Here is a 20,766-nt window from a genome sequence, read left to right on the forward strand (position 1 = left end):
CAACATAATTATTCTAAACTTAACGTTGTTGAAATAGGGAAATGATCAGAATAATGATTGTTAAATGCTTTAAATCTATTTACGGAAAAATCCTTATCTGCAAATATAAAATCGATACGCACTGGAAAAAACTTAAAGTCGTGTGTGCGTCCAAAACCGTTTCCAGCTTCTTTAAAAGTATCATTTAAATCGCCTTTAATTTTTCTGTAAACATATGAAAAAGCGGTATTATTAAAATCACCACAAATAACCATTTTATATTTACACTGTTTTTTATGCATCAAAAAAAGTTCTGTTTGAAACTGTTGCATTTTAAAAGTTGTTCCAATACGCTTAAAAAGACGTTCAGAATCTTCCTTTTTCAAACTTGACACTTCGCTACTAATATGCAGAGATTCTAAATGAATGTTATATACTCTCAATGTATCGTTCCCTTTAATAACATCACCAAAAATGGCATTATTACCTGTTTCTGGAAACTCAATAGAACCAGAGTTTACTATTGGAAATTGTGAAAAAATAGCTTGTCCGTATTTTACTTTCTTACCAGAAAGCTTTTCAAATTTATACTTAAAAAAAGACAGATCTATATTTTCATGTGGATGATATTCTTGGATACTTAAAATATCTGGAGCTTCAGTTTTAATAAAATCAACTATGTTGTTCTCTATTCCTTTTTCAGGAATCCAATCGTACAAATTAAAAAGACGCACATTATAGTTCATCACTTTAAAATTACTAGGACTGTCAATTTTTTTTGAAGCCGAGAATTTATATAGAGACCCAAATGAAAAATAGCCAATTAGCAATATTATTAAAGACAAAAAGAACTGTTTTTTCAACTTAACTAACCAATATAAAAAGAATAAAACATTGACTAAAATAAGGAATGACACCCCTAAATTAAGAACCGAAAGTACAGAAAACGTTTTGGGAGGCAAAAATGGTAAAGCAAAAGAAAGCAACAACAAAACAGCGACTATAATGTTAATAGTATATATAATTTTGTTTATAAAACTCAACTTTTTCATGTTGTTATTTTCCTGCTCTAAAAAGAAATTCTTTTTCTTCAGCAGTTAAACTATCGTAACCGCTTTTACTAATTTTATCTAAAATAACATCAACTTTCTTTTGGTTATTAAACTCACTAAAATCTGCTTTAGTATAACCACCAACTTTACTTTTATTTTTATGAACTGTTTTTAAAGGTGTTTTTTTTGATAGTTTAAATGTATTAACCATCAAATCCATAAAACGTTCAAAACCTTTACCTATATCTTTACCTTTTAATAGTTGTTTTGCATAGTAGTAACCCAATAAAGCACCACCTAAGTGAGCTAAATTTCCGCCAGCATTTCCTGTTCTTGGATTATTTATACCTGCAAATACACCAATAACATCTAAAACAACTATAGCTGCTCCAACATACCACAATTTTAAATTAAACGTAAAAAACCGTAACGCTTTATTTGGCATATAAGCGCAAAGAAATATTAACAATGCTCTTACAGCGGCAGATGCACCTACTAAATAAGATTTTACACCAAAAACTTCAGGAAACAAGGAATAACAAACTATAAATAACAAACCTCCAGAAATGGCTCCTAAAAAATATATATTTAGTGCCATTTTTGGATTAAATAAATTTAAAAACAAACCACCTATAAAATACAACCATAACATGTTAAAGAATAAATGTAAAAAGTCGTAATGTATAAATGAATACGTTATAATTGACCAAGGTTTTAATATGGCATCAGAAAAATTGCTTGGTAATTCAAACCAACTCAAACTTTCTTTTAAAACTAATCCAACAATAAAAACAACAACATTTACTGCTATAATTTTTTCTAATACATTTAGATTAGACAATTTATCTTTTATGTCTTGGGAGAGCGATGTCATTAATTCCAACGGTTTCTATTAAACTGCGTTTTTTTCCAATACCACATTATAAAAAAACCTGTTAATGCGCCACCTACGTGTGCCATGTATGCAGTATTGCTAGGACTAAAAAATGATTGCCCCGTAATTCCAGAAATTAAATCCAAAATAATTATTCCAGGAATAAAGTACTTTGCTTTAATAGGAATTGGCAGAAATATCATCATTAATTTTGCTTCAGGATTCATCATACCAAAAGCAGCAAGTATGCCCATAATACAACCAGAGGCTCCAACCATTGAAGCATAATATATTTCATTAAATTCTTGACCAATGGCTCTAAAAACTTTCCCGTCTTTAAAAACTTCAATAATTTGTTCATTAGAAAAGCCCAAACTTAATGCTTCAGCTTCCATTGGTAAATACTTAAAGTAATAATAACCTACTTGAAGTGCCACTGCGCCTAAACCTGCTGAAATATAAATAAACAAGAAACGTTTAGATCCCAAAACTTGTTCTACAGGTGTTCCAAACATCCATAACGCAAACATATTGAATAATATATGTGTTACGCCTCCATGCATAAACATGTGCGTTATAATTTGCCATGGTTGAAATGCTTCATTTTTAGGAAAATGCATTGCAAACCAATCATAAAATAAAATCCCTTCTCCTACCGCTAAGGTACCAATAAACATAATCACATTAATGATTAGCAGATGCTTAACGGTTTCTGAAATTCGCATCATATACTATATAAATTTTTTGTCTAATTCATCAACACTCATGGTTATAAATGTTGTTCTATTAGTAGGTGAAACATTTGGTGCTTTACAAGCAAACAATTTGTTTACCATATGTTCTTGTTCTTCTTTTTGTAACGATTGGCCTGTTTTAATAGCTAAACTTTTTGCCATAGATTTTGCCAACAAATCGGTTGCACTAAAATTACTATCTGGCACTTCGTTTTCTACATCGCTAATTAACTGTTCTAAAATAATAGACACTTCACTTTCTGGAACTCCTACAGGTACTCCTGTAATTTCTACACTTGACTCTTTAACGTTTGAAAACACAAAACCTGTATGTTCTAAATCATCTTTTAACTGATTAATAACAGTAATTTCTTGAGTTGAAAAATGAAGCTCTAATGGAAACAATAACTGTTGACTAATGCCCTCTTTAGTCGTCATGTTTTTCAAGAAATCTTCATATAAAATCCGTTGGTGTGCACGATGCTGGTCGATTACCAACATACCAGATTTAATGGTACTAACAATATATTTATTGTGAAGTTGATATGTGGTATGTGTATGTTCTGCTTCCTTATCATTAGAGAACATAGAAATTGTTTTAGCTTCACTCTCAAAATGAACTTCACTAAAATCATGTTGATTTTTTGTTCCTTTTGACTCTAAACCAACATACAAACTCTCCCAATTTGAAACAGATTCTTTTTTAAATGAAGTTCCTCCTCCTTTTATTTTAGACTCGTCCTTAAATGGATTAAAGCTTTTATCTACTTCTATATTTGGCGTATTAGAGCTATTCTTATTATAACTGTATGGAGTGTCTAAACTCGGATCGCGTTCAAAATCTAAAACTGGTGCTATATTAAATTGCCCCAAACTGTGTTTTACTGCCGAACGTAACAATGCATAAAGTGTATGCTCGTCATCAAACTTTATTTCTGTTTTTGTTGGATGAATATTTATATCTATAGTTTGTGGGTCGACTGCTAAGTTTAAAAAATAACTGGCATGTGTACCATTTTTTAATAAACCCTCAAAAGCTGAAGCTATAGCATGATTTAAATAAGCGCTTTTTATAAATCTATCATTCACAAAAAAATACTGTTCACCTCTGGTTTTTTTTGCAAATTCTGGTTTTCCAACAAACCCAGAAATTTTAAGGACTTCTGTATCTTCTTCAACAGGCACTAATTTTTCATTGGTTTTAGTTCCAAAAATATTTACAATGCGCTGTCTAAAATTACTAACTGGCAAATTAAATGTTTCGCTTCCATTATTATAAAAAGCAAAACTAATATTGGGATGAGCGAGCGCTACTCTATGAAATTCATCAATTACATGCCTTAATTCAACAGTATCAGACTTTAAAAAATTACGTCTTGCAGGAATATTAAAAAATAGATTTTTTACAGATATTGAAGTTCCTTTTGGTGTTACTACAACATTTTGAGAAGCCACATTACTGCCTTCTATTACTATGGCGTTGCCAACATCATTAGCCTCTTGTTTGGTTTTAAGCTCAACATGTGCAATAGCAGCTATACTTGCTAAAGCTTCACCTCGAAAACCTTTGGTATGTAATTGAAATAAATCGTCTGCGCTTCTAATTTTAGATGTTGCATGGCGTTCAAAACTTAAACGTGCATCGGTATTACTCATGCCTTTTCCGTTGTCAATAACTTGAACGAGCGTTTTACCAGCATCTTTTATAATAAGTTTTATAGAGTCTGCTTCAGCATCAATAGCATTTTCAAGAAGCTCTTTAACTACGGAAGCTGGGCGTTGTACAACTTCTCCAGCAGCAATTTGATTTGCAACATGATCAGGTAAAAGCTGTATAATGTCTGCCATTTACTATTAAGAAAAGAATATAGATAAATCGAAATCGATGATAAAAAGAAACACTAAAATAAGCATAGCTGCAATAATAAGTATACGTCGGTTTGCTGCTTTGTCTTTGTTATTCTTTAATTCATCTAAGGCATTAGTAATTTTTCCTTTTAGCCCTGGGTTGCTTCCAACAGTGGTTCTAAATTCATCAAATTTATGCTTAATTTCATATGGATTACCATGCCCTTTATCATCGTAATAACGAGGGGTATAACTAAATTTTTTATTTTTACGAAGTTTTAATATTCCCATAATTTCTAAGCTTTTAAGTTACATGTATCTTTTTTCTAATACATACATACAAATCAATAATAATACCAAAATAAAGATTAATGTACGCATAGACATGGCACTTCTAGTTTTTGGTTTATTACTTCGTTTCCATTTAGAAATAAAATCTCTTTGTTTTGTTGCTTCTAAATCAGACTCGAGACCATTTTCTTTAGAAAATCTAGACTGGTAATTAAAGGTTTTATTTTTACGTTGCTTAAACAAAGTATACTAATGCTTATCTCTCAAAAATACTTAAAAATAGGCAGATACTAAGAATAGGAATGCTAAAAATTGTTAACAAAAAAAGAAGTTTGCTTTACTTTAAGTTTGTAAAAAGCAATATAAAGTAAACTAAGCGTTTTTACGTAACTCAGCCATTTTTATAGCAGCTATGGCAGCCTCGGTTCCTTTGTTACCATGTTTTCCTCCAGAACGCTCTATAGCTTGTTGCATAGTATTATCTGTGAGCACACAAAATATAACAGGTGTTTCACGCATAACATTTAAATCTTTTATGCCTTGAGAAACGGCTTCGCAAACAAAATCAAAATGTTTTGTTTCTCCTTGTATTACACTACCAATTGCAATAACAACGTTTACCATTTGCTCTTGCATTTTTTTACTTCCATAAATAAGCTCGTAACTTCCTGGTACATTCCAACGTACTATATTATTTGGTAATACACCATTTTCAATTAGGGCATCATATGCGCCTTGGTAAAGACCTTCAGTTATAGTATCATTCCACTCAGAAACAACAATCCCAAACCGAAATTTACTCGCGTTTGGGATTGTTGTTTTATCGTAGTCTGATAAATTTTTATTTACCGTAGCCATTTTATTTATTTGCTAAAACTTGTGCTTTACCTATAAAAACATCTACTGTAGAAGCTTCTGTAGAATTTGGATATTCTTCCTTTATTCTCTCAAAATACTTCAAGGCTTTATCGGCTTGCCCTAAATCTAAAGCAATAGCACCGGCCTTATATAAATACATTGGCGTAGTATATTCGTTGTCGCGCATGTTAGCAGCTTGTTCGTAATAATCTAAAGCATCTTCAGATTGGTTTAACTGAACAAAAGCATCACCAATATTACCTTTAGCTAATGGGGCTAAAATCTCATCATCACTTTTAAAATTATTTAAATGCTCTACGGCATTTTTATAATCTTTCAACCTTAAATATGCAGTACCTGCATAGTAATTGGCTAAATTTGAAGATGGTGTTCCGCTATACTCTTCAATAATATCTAACATTCCAAATTTACCTTCTCCTCCAGTTAAAGCTAAATTGTACAATGAGTCTTTTGCAGTATTTGCACCCGAAACAGCATCGTTAAAATATTTTTGGGCTTGAAACATATCATTCATTGCCGCCGTTTGCTTTGGCTTAAGTATAAACTCTTTATATCCTAAAGTTCCTAAAACAACTAATGCCACAACTCCAATGATTACGAAAATGTATTTTTGATTTTTCTCAACAAATGCCTCGGTTTTTGAAGCCGTTTCGTCTAATGTATTAAAAACTTCCGCTGTTGTAGATCCGTCCTCAATATTCTGCTCTTTTTCTACTTTAGTTTTTGGTTTGTATTTTTTCTTGTATGTTGCCATTATATAGGTTCTAATTAATGTGGCGCAAAAATATAATTTTTCTTCATAATTAAAAGGGTATTTATTTGATATTTTTCAATAATTTGCACTTCTTTTTAAGAGTTTAGCCTCTAAACGCCCTTTAAGTTGCTTTTTGTATGATTTTAAAATCACTTTCATTACTCAATTATAAGAATTTCGATAGTAAATCGTTCATTTTCAATGATAAAATAAACTGTATTGTTGGTAATAATGGTATTGGAAAAACAAACGTTTTAGATGCTATTTACCACCTATCTTTTGGCAAAAGTTATTTTAATCCTGTTGCTACACAAAACATTAAACATGATGAAGATTTTTTTGTAATTAATGGAAATTATAATAAAGAAGAAAAAAACGAAAAAGTAGCCATTAGCTTAAAACGAGGGCAAAAAAAAGTAATAAAACGCAATGGAAAAGCTTATGAAAAATTTAGCGAACACATAGGCTTTTTACCCTTGGTAATAATATCTCCCGCAGACAGAAACCTAATAATTGAGGGTAGCGATACCAGAAGAAAATTTATTGATAGTGTTATCTCGCAAAGCGACAAAAGCTACTTAAATCAGTTAATTAATTACAACAAAATACTAGCGCAGCGTAATGCTTTACTAAAATATTTTGCTTTAAACCACACTTTTAACAATGATACTTTAGAGGTTTACAATGAACAGCTAAATGATTATGGCTCCAATATTTTTAAAAAACGAAACGACTTTTTAAAAGCATTTGTACCTATTTTTAAATCGCGTTACGAAGCTATTAGTAATGGTCATGAAAATGTAGATTTAATTTACAATAGCCATTTATTTGATGATGATTTAAATACACTTCTAAAAAAAGCTGTAAATAAAGATAAGGCGCTCCAATACACAAGTGTTGGTATTCATAAGGACGATTTAAATTTTAATATTACAGGTTACCCTATTAAAAAATTTGGAAGTCAGGGACAACAAAAATCATTTTTAATAGCATTAAAATTGGCGCAATTCGATTTCATAAAAGCGCAAAGTGGTGTAAACCCTATTTTGCTTTTAGATGATATTTTTGATAAGTTAGATGAACAACGTGTATCTCAAATTATTAAATTAGTAGATGATGAGAACTTCGGACAACTTTTTATTAGCGACACACATGCAGAACGCACAGAAAATGCAGTAAAACAGGTACACCAGAGCTATGAGGTTTTTAAACTTTGATGCTATTTCAACGAAAATTTACAACTATTTTTCAATCAATGTTACTTAACTAAAATTTACAATTTATAGCTATTTTTTTGAAATTTAGCTAGCATTACTTAGTAGTAAATTTGTAATATCGATTTCTTTTATTACTTGACTTTGCAAAAATTTTCAGCTACCTTCGTTTACCGATGTATATAAACCACTAAAACGGATTTATATACTTTAAAACGGAAACAATATGCAGAAATATATAGGTGCAAATCCTGAATCTGGAAAGAAATTTTATCAGGACTTTCATGACAAAGGAAAAATAGTTATGCTAAACTTATTGAAATTTCGAGAAAAAGCCGACTATAAAAATTTAGAACAAATACAACCTGACGAAATAATTAGCGGAGTAGAAGCTTATAAACTTTATATAAAAAACACTTTGCCTGAATTAAAAAAAGCAGGTAGTCGAATAATCTATTACGGAAAAAGCAACGATTTTTTAATAGGACCTGAATCTGAAAAATGGGATGCAATTTTGATAGTTGAGCACGAATCTGTTGTGAAATTTATGGAATTTGCACAAAACGAAGATTATTTAAAAAATGCTGGACATAGAACTGCTGGATTGGAAGATTCTCGATTGTTGCCCTCAACTGAAATAAAAAACTACACCTAAAACGGTGTATAAAAAACAGTTAACAAGTGCTTAACTTCGAGGTTTGTGTTTGTTTGCAAAGTCCGCAAAATTAAATATTTGGCTTTTAAAAAGAGAAAATTAAAATTCGGCTCTGTGTTTATCCGAAAAGTTAGTGTCTTTTTGCACGCCATGCTTCATACCCAAGTCCGTTAAACGAAACTTAAAAAAATAAATTTCAATTTAAAAAGTATAATTTTACCTTTCTATGCCAAAACGTAACAACGAACATATAAGTATATCTGATGCCTTAAAAGAATTTGTGGAAACCAACAAACTTGAAAAAGGATTAAACAAAGTTAATGTAGCAGATGCTTGGGTAAAACTTATGGGAAACGGCGTTAATAACTATACGACTTCGGTAAGTTTAGATCGAAATACCCTTTATGTTCAGCTAAGTTCTAGTGTTTTAAGAGAAGAATTAAGCTACGGCAAACAAAAGATAATTGATATGCTTAACGAAGAACTAGGAAAAGAAATTATTAAAAAACTGATTTTAAGATAATTAGCTTTATCAATTAATTATAAAAAAATTAATTAAAACCAACAACTTATTATTATTTAAGTTACCTTTGGCGCTTAATTATTATTTTAATACAAATACAATGAGTAAAGGTACCGTAAAATTTTTCAACGATTCTAAAGGATTTGGATTCATCGTTGAAGATGACAACAACAAAGAACATTTCGTACACATTTCAGGACTTATCGATGAAATTCGTGAAGGTGACGCAGTAGAATTCGATCTACAAGAAGGTAGAAAAGGATTAAACGCCGTAAACGTAAAAGTAATCTAAGATATATACTTTAACAATTACAACTTAAAAGTCTGCTAATTTATTTTGGCAGACTTTTTTTTATTTATTACCTTTTGGTCATATAACTTACTGTTAAGTAGCTTATTAATATTTGGCATTAAGTTTGTATAGCAATTAGTAATTAATTTAATATTTAAAAAACAATGAGTAAAGGAACAGTAAAATTCTTCAATGATTCAAAAGGATTCGGATTTATTATTGAAGAAGGTTCAGAAAAAGAACATTTTGTTCACATTTCTGGTTTAATCGATGAAATTAGCGAAGGCGATTTAGTAGAATTCGATTTACAAGAAGGAAGAAAAGGTTTAAACGCAGTAAATGTAAAAGTAGTTTAATATATATACTAGTTAACATTATTGAAACAAAAAACCGCAACTATGTTGCGGTTTTTTTATTTTATGTAAACAATTTTTCCTTAAAACTGCTCTCTTCCAGAAAAATGAAAAGCACCTTCAATAGCTGCGTTATCATCACTATCACTTCCATGTACTGCATTTTCACTAATTGAATCTGCAAACATTTTTCTAATAGTACCTTCAGCTGCGTCAGCAGGATTTGTTGCTCCAATTAAAGTTCTAAAATCTTCAACCGCATTTTCTTTTTCTAAAATAGCCGCTACTATTGGTCCGCGTGTCATATATTCCACTAACTCGCCATAAAATGGACGCTCACTATGTATTGCATAAAATGCTTTCGCATCTGCTGTTGTCATTTGAGTTAATTTCATAGCTACAATTCTGAAACCTGAAGCTGAAATTTTTTCTAATATTGCACCAATGTGTCCTTTCTCAACAGCATCTGGCTTTAGCATTGTAAATGTTCTATTTGTTGCCATTTTTTTAATTTTATTTCGTGCAAAAGTAATCTATTTCTATTTAAAAACAAGCTAAACCAATTTTAAAAAATTGTATATTCGCTACCTATGACGAAACAAGATATCACTGACATTAAGCACCTTCTTGCCACTAAAAAAAAGATTGTAATTGTTCCACATAAAAATCCTGATGGCGATGCTATTGGTTCTACTTTAGGTTTATACCATTATCTTTTAAAAGGAGGCCATGATGCGCAAGTTATAACTCCAAACGATTACCCTAATTTTTTAAAATGGGTTCCTGGAGAAAACACCATATTAAAACATGACACGCAAACTAATGAATGTAATGCTTTGATAGAAAAAGCTGATATCATTTTCACTCTAGATTTTAATGCATTTCATAGAACCGGAAATATGGAAACTGTATTATCTGAAAGCAATGCGCTTAAAATAATGATTGACCACCATCAAGCTCCAGATGATTATGCAACCTATACTTTTAGTGATGTAAGTATGAGTTCAACCTGCGAAATGATCTATCATTTTATTGATATGTTAGGAGACACATCTTCAATTGACACCAACATAGCTACTTGTTTATATGTTGGAATTATGACAGATACAGGTTCATTTAGGTTTAGATCTACAACAAGCAAAACACATGAAATTGTGGCGCAACTTATTGAAAAAGGAGCTGATAATACCTCTATTCATGCCCATGTTTACGATTCGAACAGCTTTAATAGATTACAATTATTAGGCTGTGCACTTAATAACCTCCGAATTATTCCAGAATCTAAAACAGCTTACATATCACTTTCTCAAAAAGAGTTACAAAAATACGATTACAAGAAAGGTGATACCGAAGGTGTTGTAAATTATGGCCTCTCATTAGAAGGCATTGTTTTAGCTGCCATATTTATTGAAGATAAACAAGAGGGTATTATAAAAATATCTTTGCGCTCAAAGGGTGACTTTTCGGTAAACGAAATATCACGAGCTCACTTTAATGGCGGTGGTCATACAAACGCAGCAGGAGGTAGAAGTCTCCTACCTCTTCAAGCCACAATTGAAAAATTTATTAGTATATTGCCTAGCTATAGTAAAGCCCTAAATAATGAATAAATTTTTAATTTTTGCACTAATTCTAATAGCCGTTTTTAGTTGTAAAACACCTGAAGCTAGAAAACCTGTATCATCTCAATCAGGTTCTTTTATAGATGCTTCGGTAGAAAGAAACAAAAAGCTTAACGCCAAAGAACAAGCAGATATAAATAAAATTATGGAAGCTCAAGAGAACGATTACATCGCCTCTGAAAGTGGTTTTTGGTATTATTACAACACTAAAACTGAAATTGATTCTTTACAAACTCCAAAATTTGGAGATATTATAAACTATAACTACAATGTTAAAGCTTTAAATGGCAGCTTAATATATTCTGAGGAAACTATTAAAACGCAAACCTACGCTATGGATAAGCAAGAGCTTTTTACTGGCTTAAGGGAAGGCTTAAAACTAATGAAACCCGATGAAACTGTAACTTTTATATTTCCCTCACAAAAAGCCTATGGCTACTATGGTGATGAAGATAAAATTGGCAGAAACACACCTTTAATTTGTAAAGTAACTGTAAACTCAATAACCCAAAATCAGAATAATTAAAATGAGCCTATTTAAAACAGCATTTAAAATTTTCACCTTAATTCTAGTTATTAATTTCACTTCGTGTAAAGCCCAATATCCAGATCTTGAAGATGGGATTTATGCCGAATTTGTTACCAATAAAGGTATAATGGTTGCTAAATTAAGTTACAAAAAAACTCCAGTAACTGTGGCGAACTTCGTATCGTTAGCAGAGGGCACTAATACCATGGTTGACAGTGCCTATAAAGGGAAAAAATTTTACAACGGTATTATTTTTCATCGTGTAATTAATGATTTTATGATACAAGGAGGTGACCCCACTGGAACAGGTTCTGGAAGCCCCGGATATAAGTTTATGGACGAATTTCATGCAGATTTAAAACATGACAAACCTGGTGTGCTCTCTATGGCAAATTCCGGACCTAAAACAAATGGAAGTCAATTTTTTATAACAGAAAAACCAACACCACATTTAGATAATAAACATAGTGTTTTTGGTGAATTAGTTCTTGGTATTGATATACAAGATTCTATTTCTAATGTTAAAACCGTTAATGGTAGCAAGCCCGCTCTAGACGTTGTAATTGAAGAATTAAATATTATTAGAAAAGGCAAAGAAGCCAAAAAGTTTGATGCTGCCAATATATTTATAAACCATTTTGCTGAAGCTGAACGCTTAGAGAAAGAAAAGGCAGCAAAAGCTGAGGCCATTTTAAAAAGAACTAAGGCAAGATTTTTGGAACAAAAAGAAAAAGCCACTACTCTTCCTTCTGGTTTACAGTATTTAATTACTAAAAAAGGCACAGGAGAAAAATTACCAAATGACGCTCAAGTTATAACACATTATGCTGTATATTTTGAAAACGGAAAACTATTAGAAACAAGTAAACTTGAAACAGCGGAAGCTTTAGATGTTGTAAATGAAAGAAGGAAAGAAAAAGATGGTTACCAACCCATAACCTGTGATATTGGTCCTGATGCACAAATGATTGCGGGCTTTAAAGAAGGTTTACAACAACTAAGTGTTGGAGATAAAGCAACGTTGTTCATCCCATATCACTTAGCATACGGAGAGGCTGGAAATCGAGGTATTCCAGGGAAATCTAATATAGTTTTTGAAGTAGAAATTGTAGAACTCGTTAAATAATTTTAAAAGAACTATTAATATTTTGCTATTCTATTTACCATAAAAATAAACCCTATGCAACTATTAAAATTTGATTGGAATCCTGTAACAGGAATAGATATTGCTGGAAATTTCAAACTACATTTTTACAGCCTGATGTGGGTAATAGCGTTTATTTTAGGTTGGTATATAATGAAACGTATTTTCACAAAAGAGAAAATATCTTTAGATTATTTAGACCCACTTTTCATATACACCGTTTTAGCAACTATGCTAGGTGCTAGGTTGGGCCATGTTTTGTTTTATCAATCAGAATTAATAAGTGATGATTTCTTTAGTATTTTCTTGCCTTTTAAATTTAAAGGAGGTTTTGAATTCACAGGTTTTCAAGGACTAGCAAGTCACGGGGCTGCTATAGGTATTATTATTGGTATGTATTTATATCGAAAAAAATACAATTATAAATCGTTACTCTGGATTCTAGATCGCGTTGTAATTTCAGTAGCTTCAGGAGCTGTTTTTATTAGAATTGGAAATTTTATCAATTCAGAAATTATAGGAAAAGTGACCAACTCTAACTTAGGTGTTCGCTTCATCCAAGACGAATATTATAAAAGTCAAATAACTCAGCTTACAGGAATAAAGGACGCCAAAAAAGCTTATGCTGCCGTAACAGAAAACCCACAGTTTGCTGAATTATTAGAGGCAGTTCCTTATCGTCATCCTGCACAGTTATACGAATCATTCTCATATATATTTGTCTTTTTAATTTTGTGGTATTTCTATTCGAAAACTTCTAAAAAAGACCAAACAGGTTTTCTTTTCGGGTTATTTTTAGTGTTGCTTTGGACGATTCGTTTCTTTGTAGAACGTGTTAAAGAACCTCAAGGTGATGAATATATAAACTGGTATGGATTAAATACTGGGCAATGGTTAAGTATCCCATTCATTATAATAGGCCTATATTTTATGTTTGTTTACAAACCTAAATCTGCAAGAAAATAAATGGGTTTTAAAAGTATTAATCGAATTCTGATTTTACTTTTCACAATTGTGATTCTTGCTTCATGTAAAGAAGATAAAAAAGTAATAAAGCAAACTGAAGTTTCTTTTAAAAAAGAAGGTGAACTCACCATTTTTAAATCGGATTCTACACAAGTTGTTATAGATATTGAAATAGCTGACACAGATTTTGATATACAAACTGGTTTAATGTACAGAAACACTATGCAAACCAAACAAGGTATGCTATTTGTTTTTGATGATGATCAACCACGCTCTTTTTACATGAAAAATACACGAATTCCTTTAGATTTAATCTTTATAAATTCTAATAAAAAAATAGTGAGTTTTCAAAAGAATGCTAAACCGTTTGATGAATCTTCACTTCCTTCAAATGCACCAGCTAAATATGTTTTAGAGATTAATACAGGTTTGGTTGATTCTTGGGACATTTCTGTTAAGGACAGCATAAGTTACATCATTTCTCTCTAAAAAATTATATCGTAATGAAAACTAAGTTTCTAGAAATATCTCCCGTAATGCCAAGTCAAGATATTAATAGAGATGTTGAATGGTATGAAAAGCAAATGGGGTTTAAACTTATTCAAAAAGATACTATGTATGCAGTTATTAAGCGTGATGAATTTTGTATCCATTTACAATAGCATGCTGATATAGATGAAGACCCTTTACTCGGAGGTTCAGTAATTAAACTTTTTGTTAAAAATATAGAGCCAATTTTTAATGAATTTGTTGAGAGAGACACTGTAAAAAAAGACAAACTAAAATTGAAAACCAATTGGGGAACTAACGAATTTGGCTTCTATGACCTAAATAATAATCCATTTTCATAGTTTGAAGATTTATAAATATAAAAAAGCCTATTAACATTAGCTAATAGGCTTTAAATAAAGAAAAATTTGAGTTAGTCTTTTTTCTTATCTTCTAATTTCTTCACAGAATCGTACATAATAGGTGTTGCAATAAATAATGATGAATACGTACCTACAATAACACCAACAATTAAGGCAAACATAAAGCCTCTAATAGAATCTCCACCAAAAATAAAGATTGCTAGTAACACTACTAATGTTGTTAAAGAGGTATTTAATGTTCTACTTAATGTACTACTTAATGATACATCAACAACTTTATTAAAGTCCCAACTTGCGTGTTCGTTAAAGAATTCACGAATTCTATCAAATACAACCACGGTATCATTTAAAGAGTAACCAATTACAGTAAGAATCGCTGCAATAAACGCTTGGTCTATCTCCATATTAAATGGCATAAACTTGTATGTTAATGAGAAGATTCCTAATACAATTAACACATCATGAAATACTGCTGCAACAGCACCCAATGAAAATTGCCATCTTTTAAAACGTATTAAGATATATAAGAATACTACAATTAAAGACCCTAAAATAGCCCAGAAAGACGCTTGTTTAATATCATCTGCAATGGTTGGACTCACTTTATAGTATTTCATTAAACCGATAGTTTTAGTATCACTATCACTTATGAATTCATCATAAGACATCCCCTCTAAATGAGGTTGTAAAGCCGTATAAAGCGATGTTCTTATTTCTTCATCTACCTCTGCTCCAGTTTCATTTACTTTATATTTAGTGGTAATCTTTAACTGATTTGCATCACCAAAAGTTTTAGCATCAGCACTACCAAATACTTCAGGCTGAGATAATAAATCGGTAATTTCGGAAGCACTAATATCCTGAGCAAAACGCACTTGGTAAGTTCTACCACCAACAAAATCTACTCCTTGATCTAATTTATTTGTAAATAACGACCCTAAGCTTAATAGTATAAAAGCTCCAGAAATAATATAAGCTACCTTTCTTTTCTTTAAGAATTCGATACTAATATTTCTGAAAAGGTTTTTAGTAATTGCAGTTGAGAAATCTAATTTACCACCTTTATTTGCATACCAGTCAACTAGTAATCTAGTGATGAAAATTGCAGTAAATAAAGATGTACCAATACCAATTAATAAGGTAGTTGCAAATCCTTTAATTGGGCCTGTTCCGAAAATAAATAAAATTAAGGCGGTTAAACCTGTTGTAATATTTGCATCTAAAATTGATGATAAGGCATTGCTAAACCCATCCTGAATAGCTTCTTTTTGGCCTTTACCCTTAGTAAGCTCCTCACGAATACGCTCAAAAATAAGAACGTTCGCATCAACCGACATACCAATTGTTAATACAATACCTGCAATACCTGGAAGTGTTAATACAGCTCCTAATCCTGATAAGATACCAAAGATTAAAAGTATGTTTAATATCATTGCAATATCAGCAAAACCACCAGCTTTTCCGTAGTAAAAAATCATCCATACTAATACCAATGCTAATGCAATTAAGAATGATGTTGTACCACTATCAATTGCTTCTTGTCCTAAAGACGGACCAACAACTTCACTTTGAATAATATCTGCAGACGCAGGTAATTTACCTGCTCTTAGCACGTTTGCTAAATCGATTGCTTCGTTTAAAGTAAAATCTCCAGAAATTGAAGAACTACCTCCAGCAATTGGCCCTGTTGTTACACCTGGCGCAGAATACACAACATCATCTAAAACAATTGCTATTTGACTTTGTTGGTTATAAGCTTTACCGGTCATTTCCTCCCATATCTTGGCACCTTTTGCATTCATTTGCATTGATACTTCTGATTTTCCAGTAGGTCCAAATTGGTTTCTAGCATCTGTAACTACAGCACCACTTAGTTGTGGTACATTATCTCTATTTCCAATAAGTGCATATAAATCAACTATCTCGCTATCTTTCTCTGGCTTACCAAAAACAAACTTAACATAGCGTTGTTCTGCAGGAAGTAATGCTCTTACTTGTGGTTTGTTTAGATAATCAAGAATAGTTTCTTTGTCTTTACTTTCAAATCTCGCAATTACTGGACCACCTTGAAAACCTTGTCCTCTAATTAAATCGAAAATTGGATTAACAGTTTCTACTGCTGTAGAATCTGTGGTAGCATCACCCAAAAGGTCATCAATAGTTGAATCTGTTGCATCTGCATCTTCAGAATCTTGTGGTTCTTGTTCCTCAGTTTCTGTTTTAGGTGAAACTATATCTTTTAAAGTTTCATTAGCTTGAGCTAAAAATGGAAAGAATTGCTCACCTTTATAAGCGTCCCAAAATTCTAACTGTGCTGTACTCTGTAATAAACCTGTAGCTCTTTCTACATCTTTTACACCAGGTAATTCAACCAAAATACGTCCAGAAGTTCCCAAACGTTGAATATTTGGAGATGTTACCCCAAACTCATCAATACGTTTACGTAATACCTCAAATGCTGAAACAATAGACTCATCTATTTTAGTTTCTATGATACTTTTTACCTCATCATCACTCATTGTACCATTAATTTCACCATCTAATTCTTTGGTGTAAAATATATCTGGTGAAGCTAATTTCGTATCGCCTTTAATAGCATCGAAGGCTATAAAGAAATCTTCTAAATAAGTATTCTGGCTATTTTTCTGAAGCTCAGTAGCGTCATCTAAAGCTTTATTAAATACCGGATCTTTGGTATTGTTGGCTAATCCTTTTAAGATATCTTTTACTGATACCTGAAGAATAACATTAATACCACCTTTAAGGTCTAAACCAAGATTCATGGCTTTAGCCTTCACATCATTATAAGTGAATTTTGCAATACCGATATTAAATACAGTATCTGTGGCAATAGACTCCAGGTAATTTGATTCTTCAATACTCCTTAAAGCACGATAACCTTCCTCTGTTTCTGGAATTTTATTTATCGCTATTTCTTCTGCATTTCTTTCTATTTGATTCGCTTTGAATGTGAACGATAATTGGTAAATACTTACCAAACCAAACAAAATCGCAAATAATTTTACTAATCCTTTGTTTTGCATTTTATAATTTATTTTATGTCAAATTTTTAAAACGAGCAAATATAGAGTTTGTCGTTAAGTTTGACAATTTTTATTTTTAATTGAAATTTTATAAGCTTTAACTTGTTAAACTAAAGCTACAATAAGACAGATAATTTAATCTTATTTATATTCTGGAAAGTAAGATAACTAACTTATAATTATCCTTAGCAAACAGGGCCTGCTCTAACTTCAGGAACATGATACAAGCCATCATGTATTACCAAAGCAATAGTGTTAAAAGTTTTTAGACTTGTTTTTACATTAGCATCGATTAACAAATAATCGGTACTTTTTTGAGAAGTATTATTTGTAGGTTTTGAAAATCGATCTGATTTAACTTTAAATTCTAAAACAAAGGTGCCGTTTAAACCTGATTCAGATTCGTTTCCATTTTGTAATTCATAAATATCAAGATTATAACTTTCTGAATCTTGATTAAAAGGGTATTCAGATTCTTCCTCCTTGTCTTCATCAGAAGCACCTAATTTAGATCTTATTCTCTTTGATAGAATACGTTTTATCACGGCAACATTGGCATCACTGTAATACTTTATTTTAAGTGTACCTTTATCATTCTCGGTAACCTTAAAATTATTTACACCAACATTTTGCAATTCTTCTTTTAAAATTGCAATCGTAACTTGGGTATCTTCTTTTGTTAACTCAACATTTTCAAACTTTAAAACAATTTCTTGATTTGGATTAGAAATAGGTTGTTGAGATAGCCCAAAAAAGGTTACTATTATAATTAAAGCACTTATGTACCATTTAATTTTCATGCGCCAAATATAAAAAAATAAAGACTGTATTTCTACAGTCTTTATATAAATATATGTTTTAGAGTATTAAACGTCTAATAATCCGTTTGTTTTTCTAACACCTTCTGCGCTAGCTTGCATATGAGCTTTTTCAGCATCACTAAGTTCAATATCTACTATGTTTTCAATACCATTTTTTCCTAATATTACTGGCACGCCAATACAAATATCATTTAAACCGTACTCGCCTTCTAACAAAGTAGAACATGGGAACATTTTCTTTTGATCGCAAGCAATAGCCTGAACTAAACCACTTACCGCAGCTCCTGGAGCATACCATGCAGAAGTACCTAATAATTTAGTAAGTGTTGCTCCTCCAACCTTAGTATCAGCAGCAACTTGCTCTAAACGTTCTTCTGAAATAAATTCAGATACTTTTACACTATTTCTTGTTGCATGACTTGTTAACGGAACCATTCCAGTATCGCTATGTCCACCTATTACCATACCATCTACATCGCTAATTGGCGCACCTAAAGCTTCTGCTAATCTGTACTTGAAACGTGCAGAATCTAAAGCACCACCCATTCCTATGATTCGATTTCTTGGAATATCAAGAGATTTATGAGCTAAGTATGTCATGGTATCCATTGGGTTACTTACAACTATAAGAATCATGTTTGGAGAATGCTCTAATAAGCTTGATGACACTGCTTTTACTATACCTGCGTTAATCCCAATTAATTCTTCACGGGTCATTCCAGGTTTACGAGGAATACCAGATGTAATAACACAAATATCGCTATTTGCTGTTTTGCTATAATCGTTTGTGATACCTGTAATTTTAGTGTCGAAACCATTTAAAGATGCACATTGCATCAAATCCATGGCTTTTCCTTCAGCATATCCCTCTTTAATATCTAATAAAACGACTTCCGAAGCAAAATCTTTAATAGCAATATATTCTGCACAACTTGCGCCTACCGCTCCTGCTCCTACAACTGTTACTTTCATAAGTTAATTTTTTATAGTTTTAGAAATGAAATAATCTTTAAATTTAACGATACAAATCTCTTAGTTTAATTACTAAAAGAATATGATTAAAGTCATGCAAAACTACAAATTTATATGCTGTAAATGAAAAAAGTGCAAGATTAAATCTTGCACTTTTAAAACAACTAATTATTCAAAAAAAACTAACTAAAACTAAACTATTTATTATAAAAATATTTTTCTGTAATTTTTACTTTGCTATTACCTAAAACCAAAATTTATACCAACTGAAAATGCATTGAAATCTGATAAATGATATTCTGCATTTAGTCTAAAAAATCCAAGTTTAAGTTTTGTGCCTATTGTACCTCTTACTGCAGAAACATCACTAGATACAAAAAAAGGGTCTACAATGTCCTCTGTAGTTATGATTCCATTAGATATTCTGTAAGTACCTAACATGTCTGATTCTGATTTACCTTTGATATAGCCTAAACCACCATAAAAATTAATAACAGGCATTTTGGTTGATGCTATAAGTTGAAATAACCAGGTATTGGTATCATTTTCTAATCTTTGATTTTCACCTTGTATTCCAGAGGAATCTGTTAAATCATATTCTCCGCTTAAATGTGTGTAAGCTACTAAACCAGAAATTGCAACTGGCAACAATTTATCTGCTGGTAACCATTTAGTAAATTCCATTTGTAAACCTGCACCATACATACTAAAATCTACATCATCCGTATCAATTTTAGGAACAAAACGTGCTTTAACTTCAATACCTTTACTTAAACCTAAAGCACCTTGTATAAATGCTGTTGGCAACATGTTTGCACTTTCTGAGCCAATTCCTGTCGGTAATGAAATTTGTTGTGTTTGATTTCCAAAAATTGGATCATCGTAAGTTAACTCTACAATTACTTCTGGATCATTCTCGCCTAAAGCTGTGGCAACCATTTGCGTGCTAGCGCCTTGTGCAAACTGAATATTATTATAGTCATTTGTGTTTAACGAAAACGTTTTGTTTTCATCGCTTATAAGTGACGCATTTGCTATTATTGAAATTTCAAAACCTCCAAGTGGCTTAGCATCTGCTGTATTAAACCAATTGGCATTCATACTGTGCATTAAACCATTTGTTCCTGGCATTAAATAATCGTTAGCAAAACGTTGAGCGTCTTCTACACCTGCAGCAAGTAAAGCATCTAAATCATTTTGAGCTTTTGAAGAAATTGTTGCTACACATAACAAGATTGGTAATATAAACTTTTTCATTTTTATAGATTTGGTTTTACAAAAATATAAAAAAAATCATACGAAAGAACTTTTTATCGATAAAATGTGCTTTTAAACGATATATTATGCA

At 31.4% G+C, this 20,766-nt stretch carries 23 protein-coding genes; 11 read left to right on the top strand and 12 right to left on the bottom strand.

The genetic code is table 11. The features are described 5' to 3' along the window. Window positions 1-8 precede the first annotated feature (8 nt). From ABD939_RS01500 to ABD939_RS01530, 7 genes are all read right to left on the bottom strand, one after another. Window positions 9-824, bottom strand: coding sequence for an endonuclease/exonuclease/phosphatase family protein (locus ABD939_RS01500; RefSeq protein ID WP_345163715.1), 816 nt, complete (start codon window positions 822-824; stop codon window positions 9-11). Window positions 825-1,035: 211 nt separating this feature from the next. Continuing rightward, window positions 1,036-1,905 (bottom strand): rhomboid family intramembrane serine protease, encoded by an 870-nt coding sequence (locus ABD939_RS01505; RefSeq protein ID WP_345163718.1) that lies wholly within the window; start codon window positions 1,903-1,905, stop codon window positions 1,036-1,038. Continuing rightward, window positions 1,905-2,633 (bottom strand): rhomboid family intramembrane serine protease, encoded by a 729-nt coding sequence (locus ABD939_RS01510; RefSeq protein WP_345163722.1) that lies wholly within the window; start codon window positions 2,631-2,633, stop codon window positions 1,905-1,907. The genes ABD939_RS01505 and ABD939_RS01510 overlap by 1 nt, the downstream gene beginning before the upstream one ends. Before the next feature lie 3 nt (window positions 2,634-2,636). Further along, window positions 2,637-4,487 carry a DNA mismatch repair endonuclease MutL gene (gene mutL, locus ABD939_RS01515; protein ID WP_345163725.1) on the bottom strand — a complete coding sequence of 617 codons (1,851 nt, stop codon included), beginning with the start codon at window positions 4,485-4,487 and terminating at the stop codon, window positions 2,637-2,639. Window positions 4,488-4,493: 6 nt separating this feature from the next. After that, complete coding sequence (locus ABD939_RS01520) at window positions 4,494-4,778, bottom strand: riboflavin synthase subunit beta (protein ID WP_345163728.1); 285 nt, start codon at window positions 4,776-4,778, stop codon at window positions 4,494-4,496. A gap of 372 nt (window positions 4,779-5,150) precedes the next feature. Then, on the bottom strand, window positions 5,151-5,636 hold the full coding sequence (gene ribH, locus ABD939_RS01525) for a 6,7-dimethyl-8-ribityllumazine synthase (RefSeq protein ID WP_345163731.1): 486 nt from the start codon (window positions 5,634-5,636) through the stop codon (window positions 5,151-5,153). A gap of 1 nt (window position 5,637) precedes the next feature. Further along, window positions 5,638-6,411, bottom strand: a complete 774-nt coding sequence (locus ABD939_RS01530; RefSeq protein WP_345163734.1) for a tetratricopeptide repeat protein — start codon at window positions 6,409-6,411, stop codon at window positions 5,638-5,640. Window positions 6,412-6,548: 137 nt separating this feature from the next. Between ABD939_RS01530 and recF the strand changes: the two genes are divergently transcribed. From recF to ABD939_RS01555, 5 genes are all read left to right on the top strand, one after another. After that, window positions 6,549-7,628 (top strand): DNA replication/repair protein RecF, encoded by a 1,080-nt coding sequence (gene recF, locus ABD939_RS01535; protein ID WP_345163737.1) that lies wholly within the window; start codon window positions 6,549-6,551, stop codon window positions 7,626-7,628. Window positions 7,629-7,851: 223 nt separating this feature from the next. After that, window positions 7,852-8,280, top strand: coding sequence for a DUF1330 domain-containing protein (locus tag ABD939_RS01540; RefSeq protein ID WP_345163740.1), 429 nt, complete (start codon window positions 7,852-7,854; stop codon window positions 8,278-8,280). 226 nt (window positions 8,281-8,506) lie between these two features. Beyond that, complete coding sequence (locus ABD939_RS01545) at window positions 8,507-8,803, top strand: DciA family protein (RefSeq protein WP_345163743.1); 297 nt, start codon at window positions 8,507-8,509, stop codon at window positions 8,801-8,803. Window positions 8,804-8,903: 100 nt separating this feature from the next. Beyond that, complete coding sequence (locus tag ABD939_RS01550) at window positions 8,904-9,095, top strand: cold-shock protein (protein WP_042242688.1); 192 nt, start codon at window positions 8,904-8,906, stop codon at window positions 9,093-9,095. A 164-nt stretch (window positions 9,096-9,259) separates the two neighbouring features. Continuing rightward, entirely contained in the window at window positions 9,260-9,451 is a 192-nt protein-coding gene (locus ABD939_RS01555) for a cold-shock protein (RefSeq protein ID WP_345163746.1), read from the top strand. Between the two features lie 80 nt (window positions 9,452-9,531). Here ABD939_RS01555 and ABD939_RS01560 read toward each other — a convergent pair whose 3' ends face one another. Next, complete coding sequence (locus ABD939_RS01560; protein ID WP_345163749.1) at window positions 9,532-9,951, bottom strand: nucleoside-diphosphate kinase; 420 nt, start codon at window positions 9,949-9,951, stop codon at window positions 9,532-9,534. Window positions 9,952-10,038: 87 nt separating this feature from the next. On the opposite strand from ABD939_RS01560, the gene ABD939_RS01565 reads away from it, so the two are divergent. The 6 genes from ABD939_RS01565 to ABD939_RS01590 are packed head-to-tail and all read left to right on the top strand — an operon-like array spanning window position 10,039 to window position 14,371. After that, window positions 10,039-11,058: a DHH family phosphoesterase gene (locus ABD939_RS01565; protein WP_345163752.1), complete on the top strand. Its 1,020-nt coding sequence runs from the start codon at window positions 10,039-10,041 to the stop codon at window positions 11,056-11,058. Continuing rightward, window positions 11,051-11,596 (top strand): gliding motility-associated peptidyl-prolyl isomerase GldI, encoded by a 546-nt coding sequence (gldI, locus tag ABD939_RS01570; RefSeq protein WP_345163755.1) that lies wholly within the window; start codon window positions 11,051-11,053, stop codon window positions 11,594-11,596. The genes ABD939_RS01565 and gldI overlap by 8 nt, the downstream gene beginning before the upstream one ends. A gap of 1 nt (window position 11,597) precedes the next feature. Then, the gene (locus ABD939_RS01575) at window positions 11,598-12,725 is read left to right on the top strand and encodes a peptidylprolyl isomerase (RefSeq protein WP_345163759.1); all 1,128 of its coding nucleotides are present in this window, start codon (window positions 11,598-11,600) and stop codon (window positions 12,723-12,725) included. Window positions 12,726-12,779: 54 nt separating this feature from the next. Further along, window positions 12,780-13,709, top strand: a complete 930-nt coding sequence (gene lgt / locus ABD939_RS01580; RefSeq protein ID WP_345163762.1) for a prolipoprotein diacylglyceryl transferase — start codon at window positions 12,780-12,782, stop codon at window positions 13,707-13,709. Beyond that, complete coding sequence (locus tag ABD939_RS01585; RefSeq protein WP_345163766.1) at window positions 13,710-14,198, top strand: DUF192 domain-containing protein; 489 nt, start codon at window positions 13,710-13,712, stop codon at window positions 14,196-14,198. A gap of 14 nt (window positions 14,199-14,212) precedes the next feature. Beyond that, window positions 14,213-14,371: a VOC family protein gene (locus ABD939_RS01590; RefSeq protein ID WP_345163769.1), complete on the top strand. Its 159-nt coding sequence runs from the start codon at window positions 14,213-14,215 to the stop codon at window positions 14,369-14,371. Between the two features lie 260 nt (window positions 14,372-14,631). Here ABD939_RS01590 and secDF read toward each other — a convergent pair whose 3' ends face one another. From secDF to ABD939_RS01610, 4 genes are all read right to left on the bottom strand, one after another. Then, window positions 14,632-17,625, bottom strand: coding sequence for a protein translocase subunit SecDF (gene secDF, locus ABD939_RS01595; protein WP_345163772.1), 2,994 nt, complete (start codon window positions 17,623-17,625; stop codon window positions 14,632-14,634). A 185-nt stretch (window positions 17,626-17,810) separates the two neighbouring features. Then, entirely contained in the window at window positions 17,811-18,425 is a 615-nt protein-coding gene (locus ABD939_RS01600) for a hypothetical protein (RefSeq protein WP_345163775.1), read from the bottom strand. A gap of 66 nt (window positions 18,426-18,491) precedes the next feature. Continuing rightward, window positions 18,492-19,418, bottom strand: a complete 927-nt coding sequence (gene mdh, locus ABD939_RS01605) for a malate dehydrogenase (RefSeq protein ID WP_345163778.1) — start codon at window positions 19,416-19,418, stop codon at window positions 18,492-18,494. Window positions 19,419-19,658: 240 nt separating this feature from the next. Further along, a complete protein-coding gene (locus ABD939_RS01610) occupies window positions 19,659-20,675 on the bottom strand; it encodes a DUF6588 family protein (RefSeq protein WP_345163782.1) in 1,017 nt (338 codons plus the stop codon). Between the last annotated feature and the right edge of the window lie 91 nt (window positions 20,676-20,766).

It is taken from the genome of Algibacter aquimarinus, assembly GCF_039543265.1.
In the GTDB taxonomy this organism is placed as follows: domain Bacteria; phylum Bacteroidota; class Bacteroidia; order Flavobacteriales; family Flavobacteriaceae; genus Algibacter_B; species Algibacter_B aquimarinus.